The sequence below is a fragment of the Mycobacterium haemophilum DSM 44634 genome (assembly GCF_000340435.2).
Classification (GTDB): Bacteria; Actinomycetota; Actinomycetes; order Mycobacteriales; family Mycobacteriaceae; genus Mycobacterium; species Mycobacterium haemophilum.
The window spans coordinates 590,233-609,144 of record NZ_CP011883.2 but is presented as its reverse complement, the minus strand read 5'-3'; the positions used below and the strand labels follow the sequence as shown (position 1 = coordinate 609,144).

At 65.1% G+C, this 18,912-nt stretch carries 19 protein-coding genes and 2 pseudogenes; 8 read left to right on the top strand and 13 right to left on the bottom strand.

The window, feature by feature from the left end; genetic code table 11:
* Positions 1-52 precede the first annotated feature (52 nt).
* From B586_RS02875 to cmaA2, 4 genes and pseudogenes are all read left to right on the top strand, one after another.
* Positions 53-289 (top strand): annotated as a pseudogene (locus B586_RS02875) (WXG100 family type VII secretion target).
* Positions 290-452: 163 nt separating this feature from the next.
* Positions 453-1,364, top strand: coding sequence for an HAD family hydrolase (locus tag B586_RS02870; RefSeq protein WP_054880730.1), 912 nt, complete (start codon positions 453-455; stop codon positions 1,362-1,364).
* A 165-nt stretch (positions 1,365-1,529) separates the two neighbouring features.
* Positions 1,530-2,030, top strand: coding sequence for an FAS1-like dehydratase domain-containing protein (locus B586_RS02865; RefSeq protein ID WP_047313632.1), 501 nt, complete (start codon positions 1,530-1,532; stop codon positions 2,028-2,030).
* A 10-nt stretch (positions 2,031-2,040) separates the two neighbouring features.
* The gene (gene cmaA2, locus B586_RS02860) at positions 2,041-2,967 is read left to right on the top strand and encodes a cyclopropane mycolic acid synthase CmaA2 (RefSeq protein ID WP_054880731.1); all 927 of its coding nucleotides are present in this window, start codon (positions 2,041-2,043) and stop codon (positions 2,965-2,967) included.
* A 13-nt stretch (positions 2,968-2,980) separates the two neighbouring features.
* Here cmaA2 and B586_RS02855 read toward each other — a convergent pair whose 3' ends face one another.
* The 9 genes and pseudogenes from B586_RS02855 to B586_RS02820 form a co-directional block, all read right to left on the bottom strand.
* On the bottom strand, positions 2,981-4,084 hold the full coding sequence (locus B586_RS02855; protein WP_156166286.1) for a lysophospholipid acyltransferase family protein: 1,104 nt from the start codon (positions 4,082-4,084) through the stop codon (positions 2,981-2,983).
* Positions 4,066-5,184: an SDR family oxidoreductase gene (locus B586_RS02850; RefSeq protein WP_054880732.1), complete on the bottom strand. Its 1,119-nt coding sequence runs from the start codon at positions 5,182-5,184 to the stop codon at positions 4,066-4,068. The genes B586_RS02855 and B586_RS02850 overlap by 19 nt, the downstream gene beginning before the upstream one ends.
* Before the next feature lie 70 nt (positions 5,185-5,254).
* A complete protein-coding gene (locus B586_RS19800; protein WP_003402602.1) occupies positions 5,255-5,356 on the bottom strand; it encodes a 30S ribosomal protein bS22 in 102 nt (33 codons plus the stop codon).
* A gap of 154 nt (positions 5,357-5,510) precedes the next feature.
* Positions 5,511-5,771, bottom strand: a complete 261-nt coding sequence (locus tag B586_RS02845) for a cell division/environmental response transcriptional regulator (RefSeq protein ID WP_047313635.1) — start codon at positions 5,769-5,771, stop codon at positions 5,511-5,513.
* A 141-nt stretch (positions 5,772-5,912) separates the two neighbouring features.
* On the bottom strand, positions 5,913-6,788 hold the full coding sequence (gene proC, locus B586_RS02840) for a pyrroline-5-carboxylate reductase (RefSeq protein WP_197079859.1): 876 nt from the start codon (positions 6,786-6,788) through the stop codon (positions 5,913-5,915).
* A gap of 36 nt (positions 6,789-6,824) precedes the next feature.
* Positions 6,825-7,692: pseudogene (locus B586_RS02835) on the bottom strand (thioesterase family protein).
* 28 nt (positions 7,693-7,720) lie between these two features.
* Entirely contained in the window at positions 7,721-8,563 is an 843-nt protein-coding gene (locus B586_RS02830) for a sugar phosphate isomerase/epimerase family protein (RefSeq protein ID WP_047313638.1), read from the bottom strand.
* 27 nt (positions 8,564-8,590) lie between these two features.
* A complete protein-coding gene (locus B586_RS02825; protein WP_054880733.1) occupies positions 8,591-9,628 on the bottom strand; it encodes a hypothetical protein in 1,038 nt (345 codons plus the stop codon).
* Positions 9,625-10,644: a Ppx/GppA family phosphatase gene (locus tag B586_RS02820; RefSeq protein WP_047313640.1), complete on the bottom strand. Its 1,020-nt coding sequence runs from the start codon at positions 10,642-10,644 to the stop codon at positions 9,625-9,627. The genes B586_RS02825 and B586_RS02820 overlap by 4 nt, the downstream gene beginning before the upstream one ends.
* Positions 10,645-10,785: 141 nt before the next feature.
* Here B586_RS02820 and B586_RS02815 point away from each other — a divergent pair, with 141 nt between their 5' ends.
* Positions 10,786-11,580: a DUF3109 family protein gene (locus B586_RS02815; protein ID WP_047313641.1), complete on the top strand. Its 795-nt coding sequence runs from the start codon at positions 10,786-10,788 to the stop codon at positions 11,578-11,580.
* A 6-nt stretch (positions 11,581-11,586) separates the two neighbouring features.
* Here the strand turns inward: B586_RS02815 and B586_RS02810 are convergent, their stop codons facing one another.
* The gene (locus B586_RS02810; protein WP_054880734.1) at positions 11,587-12,327 is read right to left on the bottom strand and encodes a FadR/GntR family transcriptional regulator; all 741 of its coding nucleotides are present in this window, start codon (positions 12,325-12,327) and stop codon (positions 11,587-11,589) included.
* Positions 12,328-12,391: 64 nt separating this feature from the next.
* Here B586_RS02810 and B586_RS02805 point away from each other — a divergent pair, with 64 nt between their 5' ends.
* The 3 genes from B586_RS02805 to B586_RS02795 are packed head-to-tail and all read left to right on the top strand — an operon-like array spanning position 12,392 to position 15,527.
* Positions 12,392-13,351 (top strand): hypothetical protein, encoded by a 960-nt coding sequence (locus tag B586_RS02805; RefSeq protein ID WP_054880735.1) that lies wholly within the window; start codon positions 12,392-12,394, stop codon positions 13,349-13,351.
* On the top strand, positions 13,348-13,677 hold the full coding sequence (locus tag B586_RS02800) for a hypothetical protein (RefSeq protein WP_047313644.1): 330 nt from the start codon (positions 13,348-13,350) through the stop codon (positions 13,675-13,677). The genes B586_RS02805 and B586_RS02800 overlap by 4 nt, the downstream gene beginning before the upstream one ends.
* Entirely contained in the window at positions 13,674-15,527 is a 1,854-nt protein-coding gene (locus tag B586_RS02795) for a GMC family oxidoreductase (RefSeq protein WP_054880736.1), read from the top strand. The genes B586_RS02800 and B586_RS02795 overlap by 4 nt, the downstream gene beginning before the upstream one ends.
* Positions 15,528-15,702: 175 nt before the next feature.
* On the opposite strand, the gene regX is transcribed toward B586_RS02795, so the two are convergent.
* The 3 genes from regX to B586_RS02780 all read right to left on the bottom strand — a co-directional run bounded on the left by regX (position 15,703) and on the right by B586_RS02780 (position 18,849).
* Positions 15,703-16,386 carry a two-component sensory transduction protein RegX gene (regX, locus tag B586_RS02790; protein WP_047313799.1) on the bottom strand — a complete coding sequence of 228 codons (684 nt, stop codon included), beginning with the start codon at positions 16,384-16,386 and terminating at the stop codon, positions 15,703-15,705.
* A gap of 314 nt (positions 16,387-16,700) precedes the next feature.
* Positions 16,701-17,939 carry a sensor histidine kinase gene (locus B586_RS02785; RefSeq protein WP_156406695.1) on the bottom strand — a complete coding sequence of 413 codons (1,239 nt, stop codon included), beginning with the start codon at positions 17,937-17,939 and terminating at the stop codon, positions 16,701-16,703.
* A 154-nt stretch (positions 17,940-18,093) separates the two neighbouring features.
* Entirely contained in the window at positions 18,094-18,849 is a 756-nt protein-coding gene (locus B586_RS02780) for a phosphoglyceromutase (RefSeq protein ID WP_054880737.1), read from the bottom strand.
* Between the last annotated feature and the right edge of the window lie 63 nt (positions 18,850-18,912).

Sequence of the window (18,912 nt, the reverse complement as noted above, 5' to 3'; positions counted from 1 at the left end):
TGTGGCCCGGTGGGCCTGTCGATGTTGACACGGCTGTAGCCCAAGCCAACAGATGGCCGAGTTTCGGCGCTAGGCAGGAAGCATGCTCGCCGAAATCGACTCTCTGGTAACCAATCTGCGTGCAATGTGGTCGGGACAAGGTGCGGCGGCACATGCCGAGGTGCGCCGGCACTGGGCCCGCGGCGAGACGCTGATGCGCAACGCGTTAGCGCAGTTGGAAGCCGCCGGTGCGACCGCGCACCACAACTACACTGACGCCATGTCAACGAATTTGGCGATGTGGTCGTGAGCCGATGGACCGCTGGGCGTGGCCTCCGCGATTCGCAGTTAACATCGCGACGCTGACTCACCGGCTAGATGCGTAAACCTCCGCAACACATTTGCCAGATAGGGTTGATGTCGGCCACCGAACCGGCCACCGGGCAAGCGCAGCGATTTAGGAGGGTTTCGCGATGGCTTCCCCTGACCTGGGCAACGCACATAACGGTCGCATTGAGCTGGATTCCCTAGCCGACAACGCGAGCGCCAACCGGTCGCTTAACGACATGCACACCGCAGTGGCCGACGCCGGGGTCGGCCCGCAACCGCCGATTGACCTGACCGCGGCGGCATTCTTCGACGTCGACAACACGCTGGTGCAGGGCTCGTCGGCGGTGCATTTCGGTCGCGGGCTGGCCGCTCGCGACTATTTCACCTATCGCGATGTACTCGGATTCATCTACGCCCAAGCTAAGTTTCAGTTGCTCGGCAGAGAAAATAGCGAGGACGTGGCCGCCGGCAGGCGCAAAGCACTCGCGTTCATCGAGGGACGATCGGTCGAGGAGCTAGTCACTCTGGGCGAGGAGATCTACGACGAGATCATCGCCGACAAAATCTGGGCTGGCACCCGCGAGCTCACCCAGATGCACCTTGATGCCGGCCAGCAGGTGTGGCTGATCACTGCCACGCCATACGAACTCGCTACCACCATCGCACGTCGACTCGGTCTGACCGGCGCACTGGGAACGGTCGCCGAGTCGGTAGCCGGGGTATTCACCGGCAGACTGGTCGGCGAGATCCTGCATGGAGCCGGGAAAGCGCACGCGGTCCGGTCGCTGGCGATCCGGGAGGGCCTCAATCTGAAACGCTGCACCGCCTATTCCGACAGCTACAACGACGTGCCCATGCTGTCGTTGGTGGGCACGGCGGTTGCCATCAACCCGGACGCCCGGTTGCGCAGTCTGGCCCGTGAACGGGGCTGGGAGATCCGCGACTTTCGAACCGCTCGCAAGGCCGCTCGGATCGGGGTGCCGTCGGCCTTGGCGTTGGGCGCCGCGGGCGGCGCGTTGGCGGCAGCCGTGTCGCGTCGCCGCGAGCGCGAGTAATCGCACGAGAGGCGCACCGACCGCATCAAACCACGTGTCGCGTCGCCGCGAGCGCGAGTAATCGCACGAGAGGCGCACCGACCGCATCGAACCCAAGGGTCGCGTCGCCAATCACGCTGATAAGCTGCGCCGTTGAGCCCATAGTTGAGCGGAGAGCGCAGCGTCATGACAGTTCCCCTAGAGGCCGAAGGACTCATCGGCAAGCATTACCGACAGCTGGATCACTTCCAAGTCGGACGCGAGAAAATCCGTGAGTTCGCGATCGCGGTTAAAGACGACCACCCAACCCACTACAACGAGGCTGCAGCCGTCGAGGCCGGATACCCTGCACTAGTGGCCCCGCTGACCTTCCTGGCGATCGCTGGGCGACGCGTGCAGCTCGAGATCTTCACCAAATTCAACATCCCGATCAATATCGCCCGGGTGTTCCATCGCGACCAGAAATTCCGCTTCTACCGCCCGATTCTGGCGCAGGATAAGCTCTACTTCGACACCTATCTCGACTCGGTGATCGAGTCCCACGGCACTGTGATCGCAGAAATCCGCAGCGAAGTCACCGATGCGGAGGGCAAGCCGGTTGTCACCAGCATTGTCACCATGCTGGGCGAAGCCGCACATCAGGACGCTGACGCTGAAGAAACCGTGGCCGCAATCGCGTCGATATGAAAGGCGAACCATGGTTCCGTCACAGAGCCATCCGGCCGAAACCCGGCGCACCCAGCTGAAACCACCGGTCGAAGCCGTCCAGTCGCATTACGACCGATCAAATGAATTCTTCAAGCTGTGGCTCGATCCGTCGATGACCTACAGCTGCGCATACTTCGAGCGCCCCGACATGACGCTGGAAGAGGCCCAGCGCGCCAAGCGTGACCTCGCCCTGGGCAAGCTTGGGCTAGAACCCGGTATGACGCTGCTCGACATTGGCTGCGGCTGGGGATCGACCATGCGGCATGCGATCGAAAAGTATGACGTTAATGTGATCGGCTTGACGCTGAGCGAGAATCAGCTCGCTCACAACAAACTGAAGTTCGCCGAGATGGCCAACACCCGGAAGAACCGCACCAAGGACGTGCGGCTGCAGGGCTGGGAGCAATTCGACGAACCGGTCGATCGCATCGTCTCACTCGGCGCTTTCGAGCATTTTGCCGACGGCGCGGGAGACGCCGGGTTCGAGCGCTACGACAGCTTCTTCAAGATGTGCTACAACGTGCTGCCCGACGACGGCAGGATGCTGCTGCACACGATCATCGTGCCGGATGCCAAGGAAGCTAAGGAGTTGGGTTTGACGGCGCCGATGAGCCTGCTGCGCTTCATCAAGTTCATTTTGACCGAGATCTTTCCTGGCGGTCGGCTGCCGCAGATCCCGCAGGTCGACCACTATTCATCCAACGCCGGTTTCACCGTCGAGCGGTACCACCGGATCGGGTCCCACTACGTCCCGACGCTGAACGCCTGGGCCGCAGCGCTGGAAGCACACCAGGACGAGGCCATCGCACTGCAGGGCCAACAGGTCTACGACACCTACATGCATTACCTGACGGGCTGCTCGAACCTGTTCCGCGACCAGTACACCGACGTCTGCCAGTTCACTTTGGTCAAGTAGCCGGTGTTCGGGCTCAGCCAAAGAAGATGTTGCGGCGCCCGGCAAGCAACCGATACAGCGTCTGCTGGATCGTCTCACGGACCTGATCGGTCAGCTCAAAGGTGACCATCGGGTCCTCGGCGTCCGTGGCGGCATAGTCGGTGGTGTAAATCGGCTCACCGAACGCGATACGCCATTTCGACGGCAACGGCACCAGACCCGCAGGCCCAGCCAGCGGGAACAGCGGCGTGATCGGGAAATACGGCACGCCGAACAGCCGGGCCAGCAGCTTGACATCAGCCAGCATCGGGTAGATCTCTTCCGAGCCGACGATCGAGCACGGCACGATCGGCGCCTTGGTGCGTAGCGCCGCCGTGACGAAGCCGCCGCGGCCGAACCTCTGCAACCGATACCGGTCCTCGAAGCGCTTGCCCAGACCCTTGTAGCCCTCCGGGAACACGGCAGTGAGCTCACCCGAGGCGAGCAACCGGTGCGCGTCCGCCGTGCAGGCCATGGTGTGCCCCGCCTTGCGGGCGGCTTCGCCAACCACTGGCAAGTCGAACACCATGTCGGCTGCCAGCAGCCGCAAGTCCCGTTGCGCTGGGTGCTCGTCGTGCACCGCCACCGACAGCATCAATCCATCGAACGGCAGCACACCGGCATGATTGGCCACCACCAGCGCCCCGCCGGTGCTCGGCAAATTCTCGATACCGCTAACTTCGACCCGGAACCATGACTTGAAGAAAAACCGGAGCAAAGGCCGAACGATCGCATTGTTGAAGTGCGGATCGAACCCAAACTCGTCGACCGTGTAGTCGCCGGTCAACCGCTGCCGAAGGAACCCGGCAACGGCGGCAACACGCTGGGCAAGTTCACTAAGTGGTGCTTCAGTGGTTGTCCCCGACAAGCTGGTCGCGCCCGCAGCACGCCGATGTTCATCGATTTCGCGGACGACTGCCGCGATCTGCTCAGCTGAGGCGCGGCCGCGCGGATCAGAGAGTAGTGAGGGATGTTGACGAGACCCGTCGGCCCGGTGACCGGCTCTCCGACGTGTTGCTACCCGACCCCGATTGGTGTGCAGCGGAATGACATTCGCTCTGGTTTCGCCCACCACAGTTTCTACCTGACCCCACCCCATGGAATTGGATTTCGGCTACTCCAGCGCTGCGCTAACGCTATGGCGCGACCCTCCAAGGAGCGTACCCGATGCGGGTCGATTATGGGAGTCAAGCCTCGGCCACGAACATAATCATCGAACGCCTCGGCCGTGGTCCACTTCGGGTGGTAGCCGAGTTCGGAGGCCATCCTGGTGGTGTCCATGACCCGGCCATAGCTCAGGTAATCAAATTGATCCCGACTGATTTCGGTGTAGCGATTCGCCCGCCGTAGCGAATCAAGTGCCCAGACGCCGAAGCTGGGGACCGGCACCGGGATCCGGCCGGCCCGCCGGATCGCCTGCGAGAGCATCATGATGCCGCTGGCGCCGATGTTGAAGGTGCCGGCCTTGCCGGCCATTGCCGCGCACTCCAGCGCGCCCAACGCATCCTGCTCGTGGAGCAGCTGCAACCGTGCATCACGGCCGAACATCGTCGGAACCAACGGCCCGGCCAGGTACCGCGACAACGTGGTGTCCATCGCCGGGCCGATCATGTTGGCCAGCCGCAGAATGGTCACCGCGATATCGGGCCGGCGCCGGCCCAGCCCGCGCGCGTAACCCTCAATATCGAGGCTGTCCTTGGCGAAACCCTCGCGGAAGGGTCGCCGGCTACTGCTGTCCTCGGTGAACATCACCGGATCACGGGCACTCGACCCGTAAACCTCCGATGTCGACTTCAACACGACGCGGCGCACGGTGGGCGCCTTCTGGCAGGCAGCGAATAGTTGCATCGCGCCCATCACATTGAGTTCCTTCAACGCCGCACTACCGCCGGACCGCGGCGCATAGGACGCTGCGGCCGCGTGCACGACCGTGTCGACCTCGCCGTTGCGAATCACCTTGGCGATAAAGGGATTACGAATATCGGCACGAACGAACTCGGCGCGACCCATCCGACGCAGCATGTCCTTGCTGGGCGCGATCGCATCCACCGCGATGACCGCGTTGATCAACGGGTTTTGCGCCAACCGAGCGGTCAGATAGCCGCCCAGAAAGCGGCAGGCACCAGTAACCAGTACTACCTTGGGGTGGTGCGCGGTGCCGCCTGTTCCGGCGCCGTCCTGACCACTCGAGGAATCCACTCAGTCAGCCTAACGGCCAGGAGAAACAGTGACGTTACAACCGTATGAAGACCGACACCGGCAGCGGCGGTTACTTGCCAAGTTTTCTGCGCTGCACCCGGGTGCGGCGCAGCAGCTTGCGGTGCTTTTTCTTGGACATACGCTTGCGCCGCTTTTTGATTACTGAACCCATGAACTCCGCTATCCCGTGACCGGCTTGGAAGAAAATTTCCCGGTCACTTTACCCGGCTGGCCGGGCCGAACACCAAACGGGTGCCGACCGTGAATTCCACGACGCGACACGCGAGGTCGCCGTCGCGAGATTCACAGTCGGGCCAAGGGTTGGGCTAGCCCGCGTCGAAGTACGACGTCTCGAGCATGTCGTGGACGGCCTTGGCATGCACCCGGAAGGACCGCCCAACCCGAACCGCCGGCAATTCGCCGTTGTGCACCAGCCGGTACACCGTCATCTTGGAGACCCGCATTAGCGCCGCCACCTCGGCCACGGTGAGAAACTGTGTCCGGGCCTGCTGGCCCTCGACCGAACCGGTGTCCCGCACCGATTTGCCAGCTGAATCCCGCGCCGATGGCCCGTTCGTAGACGTCATCGCAACCCAATCGTGTCAGGCACGCGCAATGCCAGCGGCTTCCCCTCCGCTGGCACCCACACGTGCATACAAAGAGGAGAATAGCGGGACTAGTGGGGTTACTGGTACTGGTGGGGGACAATCGGTTCAAAAAACCTTGAATTATTCCGATGTAATTCGTAGCTGTTCAGACCGGCTTTTGGCGGCCTGAACCGCCGCATCGACAGCCCCCCGCAACCCGCCACGTTCGAGTTCGCGCAGCGCAGCGGCGGTAGTACCACCAGGCGAGGTAATCGTGGCGCGCAGTTGCGTCGCCGTGGCGTCCACCTGCGCGCCCAGCGGCGCCACCTGGGCCGAATGCCGATCTTGATCCATGCGCTCCAGCAGCATTGCCGCGGACCCCGCCATGGTCTGCGCGGCCAGTTCGGCGGCCACCTGACGACTCAACCCCGCCGCGACGCCGGCATCCACCAACGCCTCGACCAGCAAAAAGAAATATGCCGGACCCGAACCCGATACCGCGGTCACCGCATCCATTTGCGGCTCGGGAACCGTCAGAACACCGCCGACCGCGTCGAACAGGGCCGAAACCTCCTCGAGCTGTTGACCAGTGACGAAACGGCCCTTGGCCAGCGCGGTAACCCCCGCGCCCACGAGCGCGGCCGCGTTCGGCATGGCCCGGACCACCGGTGTCCCAGCCGGCAGCTTGGACTCGAAGTAGGTGATCGTGACCCCAGCAGCCACGGTGACGAACACTTGCTCAGCGCTGTCATTCTCGGCGGCGGCGGCCGCCTGAACCAGGTCCCCCATCACCGATTCGACGTCGGTCGGCTTCACCGCGACAACGACAAACGTTGCGTTCTCGACCGCGTCGGTTACCGACGTCACCAACACCGAGTAGGTGTCCGCCAGGTACTGGGCGCGATCGGGCATCCGTTCGGCCACCACCAGGTCTTTGACCTGCCGCCCTGCCCGCAGCAGGCCCGACAGCAACGCCTCACCAATGCTGCCGCCACCGATGATCGCGATTCTTGCCATGCCGGAAAGCATCCCAGACAGCTCGGCTCAGCCGTGCTACCGGGCAGGCGGGAGTCGGGGAGGTACCAGGGCCAGTTGGCGAGACTGCGCCACGATGCGGCCAACCTGGTCGACGACGATGTGATCCTGGTCGAACCAATCCTGCCCGATCTCTAGGCAGGTGCAGATCACCCGCAGCCAGCCGTCGGCGGGCAAGCACCGAAGATAAGCGGTAAGTGCGACGGTAGGCGCCCAGCCGGCGCGGCCCACGGCCAATGTTCACCGGCGCCGACAAATCTCCGCACATGAGGGCGAACAGCGCGTCGGGAGCGACGCCACGCGGGCGCGCCCACATTTGGATCACCGGCGGCCGCCCGGCCCTGGCGGGGGCCAGCGTCGACAGCACCGGCCGGACATCGCAGCCTTCACCCAAGTGCACCAGGCCAGCCATCGGGTGGCCTGGCTGGATCGGCGCGATATCGTCGGGCGGTTCGGGCGCCATCAGATCCACGACGGGGTTCGCCGACAGCAGAGGTGCGGCTGCATTGGCCCCGCTGTCGCCAGCGACCCAATGCTCGGGCTCGCCGAGGTTGACCACGACGTGTACCGCGGTGCGGTCGTCTTGGGTGAGCTCAACATCGACCACGCTGATCCGGCGGCCACGTTTGCGGATCGACGTCGTCAGCCGCATCAACCCCGGATCAGGCGCCCATAGGAAACTGGCCGACACGGCGACTGGTTGCAAGGCCGGTTGCAGTCCGCTCGATTCGCCACCGCATGCGGTGCGAGCGGCGTTGGCACACAGTGCCAGCATCGCGCCGCCGTGCACCTTGGGCCCGATGGTCCAATACTGGTTGAGCTCGCCTTCGTATACGCCGGCATCGACCTCCCGAAGCGTCATTGCGGTGGTGAATAGCGCGTTCATGGCAGTCCTCTGCAGGTCTCGGCGACAATCACCGCAGTAGGTGCGTGCGAGCGAATTGCAACGATTCGGCCAGCATGGTTTCGCGCTCAGTTGCCGAACGCGCGCTGGACGTGGACACCTCGAGCACCACGTGGCCGGCGAAGTCTCCGCTGGCCAGCAGCTGGCACACCGCAGCGGTAGGTTGCGTGCCACGGCCAGGCACCAAGTGCTCGTCGGCGGGCAACCCGCTGCCGTCACACAAGTGCAGATGCACCAGCCCCGAGCCCATCCGCTGCGCCATCGCCAGTGAGTCGGAGCCTGCGGTCGCGGTGTGCGACAGGTCCAGGGTGTAGTGCGCGTGGTTACCGTCCAGCGGGTCGAAAGAGGGTGCGAACGCCGAGATCGCCGGACCCGGGCCACCGCCACGCTTGCGCATCCGTTCCCGTGACTGGTCGGCCCCGAAAAATCGGTCGGCCCGGAACGGGAACATATTTTCGACGGCGATCATCACGTCGCTAGCTGCTTCCAGGGCGGCCACCTGGTCGCTGAATCCTTCGGCGTAGCGCCGTTGCCAACGGAACGGCGGATGCACGACGACGGTCTGCGCGCCCAGTTGTTCGGCGGCTCGCACGCTGCGTTCCAGTTTGGGGACTGGGTTGGCGCCCCACACCCGCTGCGAGATCAGCAGGCAGGGCGCATGCACGGATAGCACCGGCAGGCGGTAGCGCCGCGACAGCTTCTTGACGGCATCGATGTCCTGGCTGACCGATTCGCCCCACACCATCAGTTCGACCCCGTCGTAGCCGAGCCTGACCGCATACTCGAATGCGGCCTCGGCCCTCAACGGGTACACCGAGGCCGTCGACAGACCGACTTTGATGGCTGGGCGCAAGGTCGACGTGGTTCCGAGTAGCTGGGCCTAGCCCGATTGCAAGGACAGCGCTAACGGTCCCAGGGTGATCAGCGCACCCACCGCAACCGCGATCAGCGTACTGGCGATGTCCTCGGTTCGGCGAACTACCCGCACCCCGACCACCAGGCCGAGGATCACCAATACCGATAACATCAGCGCCACGATGCTGTTCCAACGCCACAGCTGGTCGAAGGCAACGAACAGCCCAGCGCCGAACACGACGGCCAGAATCGACTGCAGCACGATCAAGCCGCCGCGCCACAGTTCTTCGAATCTGCTCCGCCAGCCGCGGGCAGCTGAGGCTATGCCAGCAAGATCGGTGTGCAGGTCGAGATGCTCCTCGTCGAGGTCTGCTCCGACGGCCTGCGACCTCGCTGCGGCGTGTTCGTCGCCGCGCCGGCGAGCTAGCTCATCGGCAAGGGTCTGCCCGCTGAACAGCGCCTCCGCTGACACTTGCACGTGGGAGCGCACGTACGCCGACTCCTCCGCCGCTAATTCGGCCGCGCGTACCTCGGAGTCCAGCACGTCCACCGGGATATCGGCGAAGTGCTCCAGTGGATCCGGGCTCATCCCCTCGGCATCGGATTGCGGCTGCGCGGTGCCGGTCGGAGCTACCGGGTGCCGGGCGTCGCCGAGGTGGGGCAGCGGCCGCGGGTACGCACTCCGCTCCGGTCCCGACCCGCGTTGGGTGGGCGGCGGGGACTTGGGCCAACGCGGCTCAGGCTCGGACCAATACCCGGGTTGGACGTGGCCGTGGTCGTCGACCGGTGGTTCAGATTGGGCGGCCGGCTCGACAACCCGGACTCCTCCGTTGGCCCGATGAGCGTGGGTGGCTGTCAGATGCTGCTCGTCGTCGTGGTCATCGTGAATGATCGGAATCTCGCCGGTCAGCTCCGCGACGGTGACCGCGTCGCTATCACCGCGCCGGCGGCGGCGGCGCCGGCTCACCTCGGGGGCGCCGATGGTTCCATTCTTAGCCAGCAATTCGGCCACCGAGATCGGCCGAGGGCGGGGGCTTTCGCTGTCGTTGTGTGGTCCGGTCATGCTTTGTCGCCTCTCGATCGGTTAGCTGCGTTCCGATCAATCTCTTGGCCTCTAGCATCCCGCACCGAGGTTTGCACTAGTGCGGTTCCATCAGCTTCGCTGTCGAGTTTGCGCAAGATGAGACCTTCCCGTAATGCCCACGGGCAGATATCCACCGTTTCTATCGACAGCGCTCGCATGCTTGCTTCCGCCACCAAAGCGCCCGCCACGATTTGCGGCGCCCGCTCGGCACTTACCCCTTCTAGTTCGGCACGGTCAGACGCCGTCATCCTAGAGATAAACGCAATGAGTTGTCGCAGGCCGTTGGCCGTCAGCGTCCTCTTCGCCCGTGGTCCCGCGGCCGACGGCGCCGCACCAGTGAGCCGGGCCAACGAACGAAACGTCTTCGATGTTGCTACCGCGAGATCGGGGCTGCCCGCTTCGAGGACGGTCGCGCTAGCATCCGACAGCTCGGAGTCCAGCCAGTCACGCAGCATCGCCACCCGGCGCCGACCGGGCGGATCGTCTGGCAGCCACTCACGGGTTAACCGTCCGGCGCCAAGCGGCAGTGATAACGCGACCTCAGGCTCCTCATCGACACCGCTTGACAACTCCAACGAGCCGCCGCCGATGTCGAGGTTGATGATTCGCCCCGCGCTCCACCCAAACCATCGCCGCACCGCCAGAAAGGTCAGCCGCGACTCGTCGACGCCGCGTAGCACCTGCAACCGGACACCGGTTTCCTTGCGCACCCTAGACAGCACGTCGTCGGAATTTTCCGCCTCGCGGACCGCGGACGTGGCGAAAGCCATCAGCTCAGCGCAGCCGGAGCTGACGGCAATTTTGGCGAACTCGTCGATTGTGGAAACTAGCTTGTCGGCACCGCGCTTGGTGATTTTGCCCGAGCTATCCGTGGCTTCGGCCATTCGCAGCGTGGCCTTCGTCGAACTCATCGGTGTCGGATGTCCGCCGCGATGAGCATCCACCACGAGCAGATGGACCGTGTTGCTACCCACATCGAGCACGCCCAACCGCACAGAACACCAACCTAGCCGGGCGACGATGCGGGCGCTGCGCGACCCGCTGAGGAGCCCGGCAAAACAAACCCCGCCGGGCGACGATGCGGGCGCGATGTCGCCGGGTCGGGCGGTACAGCATCGTGGTCTAACGTTGAGTCCGTGGCAAACTCGCGCCTGGAACCGGTGCATCCGGGGGAAGAGGTCGAATTGGATTTCGCCCGTGAGTGGGTGGAGTTCTACGACCCGGACAATTCCGAGCACCTAATCGCGGCCGACCTCACCTGGCTGCTGTCGCGCTGGACGTGTGTGTTCGGCACACCTGCGTGCCGGGGCACCGTGGCCGGTCGGCCAGATGACGGCTGCTGCTCGCACGGTGCATTCCTGTCGGACGACGACGACCGCGCTCGATTGGACGACGCGGTAAAAAAACTCAGCCACGACGACTGGCAATTCCGCGAAAAAGGCCTGGGCCGCAAGGGTTACTTGGAACTCGACGAGCATGATGGCCAATCCCAATTCCGGACCCGAAAACACAAGGACGCATGCATCTTCCTCAACCGACCCGGGTTCCCTGCCGGCGCTGGCTGCGCGCTGCATAGCAAAGCTCTCAAGCTGGGCGTGCCGCCGCTGACGATGAAGCCCGATGTCTGTTGGCAACTGCCGATCCGACGCAGCCAGGAGTGGGTAACCAGGCCCGACGGCACCGAAATTCTCAAAACCACGGTCACTGAATATGACCGCCGCGGCTGGGGCTCCGGTGGCGCGGATTTGCATTGGTATTGCACCGGCGATCCGGCCAGCCATGTCGGCAGTAAGCAGGTGTGGGAAAGCCTGGCCGACGAACTCACCGAACTGCTTGGCGCGAAGGCCTACGCCGAGCTGGCGGCAATGTGTAAGCGCCGCAACAGATTAGGGCTCATCGCAGTGCACCCGGCGACGCGGGCGGCCAAGTAACGCCGGCTACCCACCGAATCCTGGACCGGGCGTGCCGCCTTCTCGGTACGACGTGACCATACGCAGCGCGCTGGCCTGCAGGTATGCCTCGACCGACGCGGCGGCCCCCGCCGCGTCGTGCGCCAGCACAGCCTCGGTGATGGCCCGCAAGTCAGCGACCACCGGGTCGGGGTCGGCGTAGGCACCGGTGAGCTCATGCTCACGGCCGCCGAAGGCGTGCTCGACCCAGCGATACAACAACCCCAACGCACGGTTGCCGGTGCTGTGGATGAGCACACGGAAGTAGGCGAGGTCGGCTGCCTGACGCGCTGGGGCTGTCTTGGCCTCACACACCCCGGCCAGCGCGGCGCGCACTGCCTCGGCATCATCGGGCGTGCTCCGGTCGGCCGCCAGCCGGCCGATCAGAGGACCTAAAGCCGCCCGGATCTCAAACAGCTCGATCAGGAACTCGGGACCTAGTTTCCGCACCAGCGCCTCGACGACCGCGGGATGGGTGAGGGCCGTGGGATCGCATACCACGTTGCCGCTCCCATGCCGGGCCTCAATAAGACCCATCTGCTGCAGCCGGGCCAGACCCTGCCGCAACGACGTGCGGTTAACACCGAGCTGCTCAGCCAACTCCCGCTCGGGCGGCAGGGTCGAGCCCGGCGGGAAGGCGCCGTCGAGGATGGCGTCGGCGATCGACGCAGCGATCTGCTCGTCCACCCGCTGGCGATCAGGCGGCTGAATAACGCTTGACTGGTTCATTGGCTCAACCAATATAGTGGATGGACCATCAACGGGGGCGGCCACCCGACCGGAGGTAATAGCAGTGGACGACGAAATGCGATCGGCGGTGACCCCGCGCTGGCGGGGCGCCGCGGGGCGCCTAGAAGTCTGGTATGCCACGCTGTCGGATCCGCTGACGCGAGCTGGCCTGTGGGTGCATTGCGAGACGGTGGCGCCAACGTCCGGCGCTCCATACGCACACGGCTGGGCGACTTGGTTTCCAGCCGACGGCCCACCGCGCACCGAGCGTTTCGGCCCCGAAACCATCCAACCCGCAACCGGCATGGCGTGGTTCGACGCGGCGGGTGTACGAGCGGCGCAGGATGTGTTGACCGGACGCGCGCGATCACTCGGATGGGATCTTTCCTGGAAGGACACCAGTGCGCCGCTGTGGACATTTCCGCGCCTGGCATGGGAGCGCGAGTTACTGCCAGGCGCTCAGGTGGTCATCGCGCCCACCGCCGACTTCACCGGTTCGCTGACAGTCGACGACACCACCCACTGCGTCGACGGATGGCGCGGTGGCATCGCCCACATCTACGGGCATGGCAATGCACAACGCTGGGGATGGATCCATGCCGACCTCGGGGGCGGCAATGTCGTAGAGGCTGTCACCGCGGTGTCACACAAGCCGGGACTGCGCCGGCTTGCTCCAATGGCGTTCGTTCGCTTCCGTATTGACGGAAAAGACTGGCCCGCAGCCCCCGGAAGAATCCTGCCGTCGCTGCGGATGCGGACAACACTCGGCCTGCAGCACTGGCAGCTGGAGGGACGCATCGGCGCCCGCGACGTGCTCATCCGTGTCGACCAGCCCGCCGACCGGTGCGTGAGCCTGAGATATACCGATCCGGACGGGGCCGTCGCGGTGTGCACCAACACCGAGCAGGCCGACATCCACATCGAGGTCGGCGACCGGCACTGGTCGGTGCTGGGCACCGGGCATACCGAAGTCGGGCTGCGCGGCGTCGAAGCACCCGATATCAACGAAAGGATCCCGCCGTGAGCTTTCTCCTCGACCCGCCGCTGCTGATTGCCGCAGGAATACTGATCGAGCGCGGCCTGCCCGCCAACCGTCGCGATGTGGCGGAAGCCGCAACCCTGGGCATCTTCTTCGGCGGCTCGTTCGGGCTCTACCACAACGTGCCCGGTCTCGGCGTGCTGTGGCGTCCTTTCCGCGCCCACAATGGCCGCGACTTCATGTGGAACAGCGGGGTTTTCGACGTCAAAACAGACGAAGCGGGATGGCCGCTGCACGCAGCGGCCGGGGGCATCTTCGCGACCTACCCGTTCTTCATCAAGCTGGGACGGCGGCTCGGGCGCATGATATGAGCCGTCTCGCCGCCTCGTTCGGCGCCGCGCTGCTCCCCGAGGAGTGCGGCGGCCCAACATCTGACCAGCTGGTCGAACGCGTCGACCGCTACCTCACCCGGCTGCCGACGGCATCGCGGCTGGCCGTGCGGGCCGGCTTGGCATCAATGACCGCGGCGAGCTACCTGACCACCGGCCGGCCGCTGTCGCGGCTTGACCCCGGCCAGCGGGAGCAGGTGCTGCGGCGGGTCGCCGCGCTGAGCCCAGATGCCAATGCGGCCATCGAGGCGATAAAGGTGATCGTGTTGCTGGCCAACGGCGCCGACAGCTACGCACCGGAATTGTTCGCTCGCGCCCACGAGCATGACCCGGCTCGCCCCGACGCCGCCTTGACCGTCACCCAGTCAACCGACAGCGCTTCCGTTATTACCGCCGACGCGGTGATCGTCGGGTCCGGCGCCGGCGGCGCCATGGTGGCTCGCACCTTGGCGCGAGCCGGCTTCGGAACCGTCGTGCTCGAAGAGGGTCGTCGCTGGACGGTCGACGAGTTCCGTACCAGCCACCCGATTGACCGCTATGCCGGCTTGTACCGCGGCGCCGGAGCCACCATCGCGCTGGGACGACCGTCGTTGGTGCTGCCGATCGGCCGCGCGGTCGGTGGCACTACCGTCGTGAACTCCGGCACCTGCTTCCGGCCGCCGCTGGCTGTGCAACGACGCTGGCGCGACGAATTCGGTCTCGGCCTGGCCGATCCGGAGCGGCTGACCGAGCACCTCGACGACGTTGAGCACACGCTGCAGGTGGCGCCGGTGCCGCTCGAGATCATGGGCCGCAACGGACGCCTGCTGCTCGACGCCGCCGAATCGGTGGGCTGGCAAGCGATGCCCATACCGCGCAACGCACCCGGCTGTGCAGGCAGCTGCCAATGCGCAATCGGGTGCCCCCGCAACGCCAAGTTCGGTGTACACCTCAACGCATTACCCCAGGCGTGTGCGGCCGGCGCGCGGATCATCTCGCAGGCGCGCGTCGACCGGGTGCTGCACCAACACGGACGCGCCCGCGGAGTACGAGCCCGCCGACCCGACGGCACCGCGCTCGATGTGCTAGCGGAAACCGTCATCATCGCCGCGGGCGCCACCGAAACACCGGTGCTGTTGCGGCGCAGCGGTCTTGGCGGCCACCCGCGGCTCGGCCGAAACCTCGCGCTGCATCCGGCGACCATGCTGGCCGGGCGCTTCGACGAAGAGGTTGTCGCGTGGCGCGGCGTCCTGCAAAGCGCCGCCGTCCACGAGTTTCACGAATCAGCTGGCGTGTTGATAGAAGCCACCGCTACCCCGCCGGGCATGGGGTCAATGGTCTTCCCCGGCTACGGCGCCGAACTGCTCGGCTGGCTGGATCGGGCGCCGCACGTCGCGACGTTTGGCGCGATGGTGGCCGATCGCGGCGTTGGCTCGGTTCTGTCGGTGCGCAGCGAGACGATGGTCCGTTACCACCTCGCCCAGGCCGACATCACCAAGCTGCTCGTCGCGATGGAGGCGATCGGCCGGCTACTTTTCGCCGCCGGCGCGGTCGAGGTACTCACCGGTCTGCCCGGCACGACGACCGTGACGTCGCTGCCCGCACTGCAGGAAGCGCTACGCCGATGCAACCCCCGATGGCTGCACCTGGCCGCCTTCCATCCCACCGGCACCGCGGCCGCCGGTGCCGACGAGCGGCTCTGCCCGGTCGACGCGCGAGGCCGGCTGCGCGGCATCGAAGGTGTGTGGGTTGCCGACGCGTCGATCCTGCCCAGCTGCCCGGAGGTGAACCCGCAGCTATCGATCATGGCGCTGGCGCTGGCCGTCGCCGACGAGGTGGTCGGCGCGCACTGATCGAGAGTGCATCCTGGGCGTCCAGCGTGCGGCCTGGGCGGGATCGGGGCGAATTTTTCGCCCCCAGTACACGCTCGACGCCCTCAACGCACACTCGTTGCCGCGACCAGTGGACAGCGACAAATGCCCGGAGCGTTTTCGATACCACCAGCCCGCTGCCGGCAGATACGTCGAGCTAGCCCTCCAGTTTGTAGCCCAGCCCCCGCACCGTCACCAGGTGCACCGGGTTCGCGGGATCGGCTTCGATCTTGGAGCGCAGCCGCTTGACGTGGACATCGAGGGTCTTGGTATCGCCAACGTAGTCCGCACCCCAGACCCGGTCGATCAGCTGCCCGCGGGTAAGCACCCGCCCGCTGTTGCGCATCAAGTACTCCAGCAGATCGAATTCTTTGAGCGGCAGCGTGATGGTATCGCCGTTCACCGAGACCACATGCCGCTCAACATCCATCCGGACCGGCCCGGACTCCAGCACGCCATCGCTGATTTCGGAGTCGTCGTCGCCACCACGCCGCAGCACCGCCCGGATCCTAGCGATCAACTCACGCGCCGAATAGGGCTTCGTCACGTAGTCGTCGGCGCCCAGCTCGAGGCCGACCACCTTGTCGATCTCACTGTCTCGGGCGGTCACCATGATCACCGGCACGCTGGAACGGGCACGCAGCTGCTTGCACACGTCAGTGCCTGACATCCCCGGCAACATCAAGTCCAGCAGCACGATGTCGGCCCCGGCGCGATCAAACTCCGCGAGCGCCGCAGGCCCATCGGTCACTACCGTGGGCTCAAAGCCTTCCTTGCGGAGGAGAAACGCCAGCGGATCGGCCAGCGATTCCTCGTCCTCCACAATCAGCACACTGGTCATCTGCGCCACTCCTTCTCATCGCTTCGCTCTGCATCGTCGCCGGCGCGGGTCATCAGCGCCACTCCTTCTCATCGCTTCGCTCTGCATCGTCGCCGGCGCGGGTCATCAGCGCCACTCCTTCTCATCGCTTCGCTCTGCATCGTCGCCGGCGCSGGTCATCAGCGCCACTCCTTCTCATCGCTTCGCTCTGCATCGTCGCCGGCGCCGGTCATCAGCGCCACTCCTTCTCATCGCTTCGCTCTGCATCGTCGCCGGCGCCGGTCATCAGCGCCACTCCTTCTCATCGCTTCGCTCTGCATCGTCGCCGGCGCCGGTCATCGACTTAGTTCTTCTTCCTCTCGTTGCGACCTGTTGGGCCGCACATCGCCGCCCCGCGGCTGCTCGGATTGCTCATCGCTGTCCTCGTATGGCGGCATGGCCGCTGGAATAGAAAGGGTGAATGTCGATCCGGTTCCCGGCTTGCTCCACACACCGATGCTGCCATTGTGGTTGGCTGCGACGTGTTTGACGATGGCCAGCCCCAGCCCGCTGCCGCCGGTGGCCCGCGAACGCGCCTTGTCGCCGCGGAAGAACCGCTCGAAGACCCGCTCCTGATCTTCAAGAGCGATGCCGATGCCGCGGTCGGTGACGGCGATCTCGATGTTGTCGCCACAACGGCGACGGCTGATCGACACCAGCGAACCACGCGGCGAATAGGCGATCGCGTTGGACACCAAATTGGCTAGCGCGGTAACCAGCAGGGTTTGGTCACCCAGTACCCGCAAACCGCTGGGCGCATCGGTGCGAACCTCGATAGAAGCGGTGTCGGCAGCCACCTTATGACGCACAATCGCCTCGGACACAATGGTATCGACGTCAATGTCGGTCACGTTAGGCAGCCGCTCGGCGCCCTGCAGCCGGGACAACTCGATCAGCTCAGCAACCATGTCTCCTAATCGGTTGGCCTCGACGAGCACTTTCTCGGCGAACCGGCTCACGGTTTCGGCGTCATCAGCCGACGCCAGCAGGGCCTCAGCGAGCAATGCCATGGCACCGACCGGGGTCTTGAGCTCGTGGCTGACATTAGCCACGAAATCACGCCTAGCCGCCTCCATGCGCGCATAGTCGGACTGGTCGTGGACGAACACCACGGCGAACCGGCGGTCGTCCTCACTTAGCAGTCGAGCGTGGCCGTGCACCGATAGCCCAGACCGGCCCGCGGCTGGGCGTTTTGCGGGTGACAGATCGAATTCAACATCCTCACCGCCCAGCGCCTGTTGTGCTGCCCGCCAGGCCTGGTCGTCGAGCTGCCGGTCGCGTACCAGGCCTAGCTCCCTGGCCTGTTCGTTGAGGTAAACCACGTCACGATGGGTATCGACCACCGCAGCGCCCAGCGGCATCAGCGCGATGATGCGTTGCAGCATCTGCGAAACAGTGATGCCCGCCCACTCGGTGGCCACTCGTTGCCGGCGTTCGGCTACTCGCGGCGACAGCCGGGTTCCGGCCGCAATACCAACGGCAAGCGCCAACCCGGATAATACCCCGGCCAGCAACAGCGCCGAGAACACAGTCACAAAGAAAATCCTACAAATCCTTCTTAATTCTGCCCTAGCGGCGCGAGGCCAAAATCGGACAAGTCACACCCTGCGCTACAGGTGTTCGGCTGCTGTTCACGGGATGTTTGACAAATGCGGTCTTGAAGCGCCAACTGGCACTGCGGCCAGTGTTTTACGCGCGACCCTGGCTGGCTACCGCCGCGGCGCCCGCAGCGGCCGCGTCGGGGTCGAGGTAGGTACCACCGGGCACCACCGGCCGCAGATCGGCATCCAGGTCGTAGCGCAGCGGAATACCGGTCGGAATGTTGAGCCCGACGATCTCGTCGTCAGACATCTCGTCCAAGTATTTGACCAGCGCGCGCAGCGAGTTGCCGTGCGCCACGATGAGCACTGTTCTGCCGGTCCGCAGATCGGGCACGATCACGTCGGTGAAATACGGCAGAAACCGGGCCACCACGTCGGCCAAGCATTCGGTCAGCGGGCCGCCACCGATGTCGGCGTAGCGGGGGTCCGCATCCTGACTGAACTCGCTACCCTTCTCGATCGGTGGTGGCGGAGTGTCGTAGCTGCGGCGCCAGGCCATGAATTGCTCGTCACCGTAGCGGGCCTTGGTCGCGGCCTTGTCCAGACCCTGAAGCGCGCCGTAGTGGCGTTCGTTGAGCCGCCAGCTGCGACGGACCGGAATCCATAGCCGGTCGGCGGTGTCAAGCGCCAGATGCGCGGTGGTGATCGCGCGTCGTAACAGCGACGTGTACAGCACGTCGGGCAACAGGTTGTGTTCGGCGAGCAGCTCACCGCTGCGGACCGCCTCCGCCCGACCCTTGTCGGTTAGCCCGACGTCAACCCAACCGGTGAACAGATTTCGGGCATTCCAGTCGCTCTCGCCATGGCGGAGCAGCACCAGCGTGGCAGAGTTTCGGAGTTGCATCGGCTTAGCATTTCACGGACGAGCACGGGCGGCGGCGTCGCCGTCATCTTCGTCGTCGGGCGT

Bases quoted from the DNA above. Each gene is read 5' to 3' on its own strand.
- B586_RS02870 (WP_054880730.1), top strand. From the start codon at position 453: ATGGCTTCCCCTGACCTGGGCAACGCACATAACGGTCGCATTGAGCTG.
- B586_RS02865 (WP_047313632.1), top strand. From the start codon at position 1,530: ATGACAGTTCCCCTAGAGGCCGAAGGACTCATCGGCAAGCATTACCGA.
- cmaA2 (WP_054880731.1), top strand. From the start codon at position 2,041: ATGGTTCCGTCACAGAGCCATCCGGCCGAAACCCGGCGCACCCAGCTG.
- B586_RS02855 (WP_156166286.1), bottom strand. From the start codon at position 4,084: ATGGGGTGGGGTCAGGTAGAAACTGTGGTGGGCGAAACCAGAGCGAAT.
- B586_RS19800 (WP_003402602.1), bottom strand. From the start codon at position 5,356: ATGGGTTCAGTAATCAAAAAGCGGCGCAAGCGTATGTCCAAGAAAAAG.
- B586_RS02845 (WP_047313635.1), bottom strand. From the start codon at position 5,771: ATGACGTCTACGAACGGGCCATCGGCGCGGGATTCAGCTGGCAAATCG.
- proC (WP_197079859.1), bottom strand. From the start codon at position 6,788: ATGGCAAGAATCGCGATCATCGGTGGCGGCAGCATTGGTGAGGCGTTG.
- B586_RS02825 (WP_054880733.1), bottom strand. From the start codon at position 9,628: ATGACCGGACCACACAACGACAGCGAAAGCCCCCGCCCTCGGCCGATC.
- B586_RS02810 (WP_054880734.1), bottom strand. From the start codon at position 12,327: ATGAACCAGTCAAGCGTTATTCAGCCGCCTGATCGCCAGCGGGTGGAC.
- B586_RS02795 (WP_054880736.1), top strand. From the start codon at position 13,674: ATGAGCCGTCTCGCCGCCTCGTTCGGCGCCGCGCTGCTCCCCGAGGAG.
- regX (WP_047313799.1), bottom strand. From the start codon at position 16,386: ATGACCAGTGTGCTGATTGTGGAGGACGAGGAATCGCTGGCCGATCCG.
- B586_RS02780 (WP_054880737.1), bottom strand. From the start codon at position 18,849: ATGCAACTCCGAAACTCTGCCACGCTGGTGCTGCTCCGCCATGGCGAG.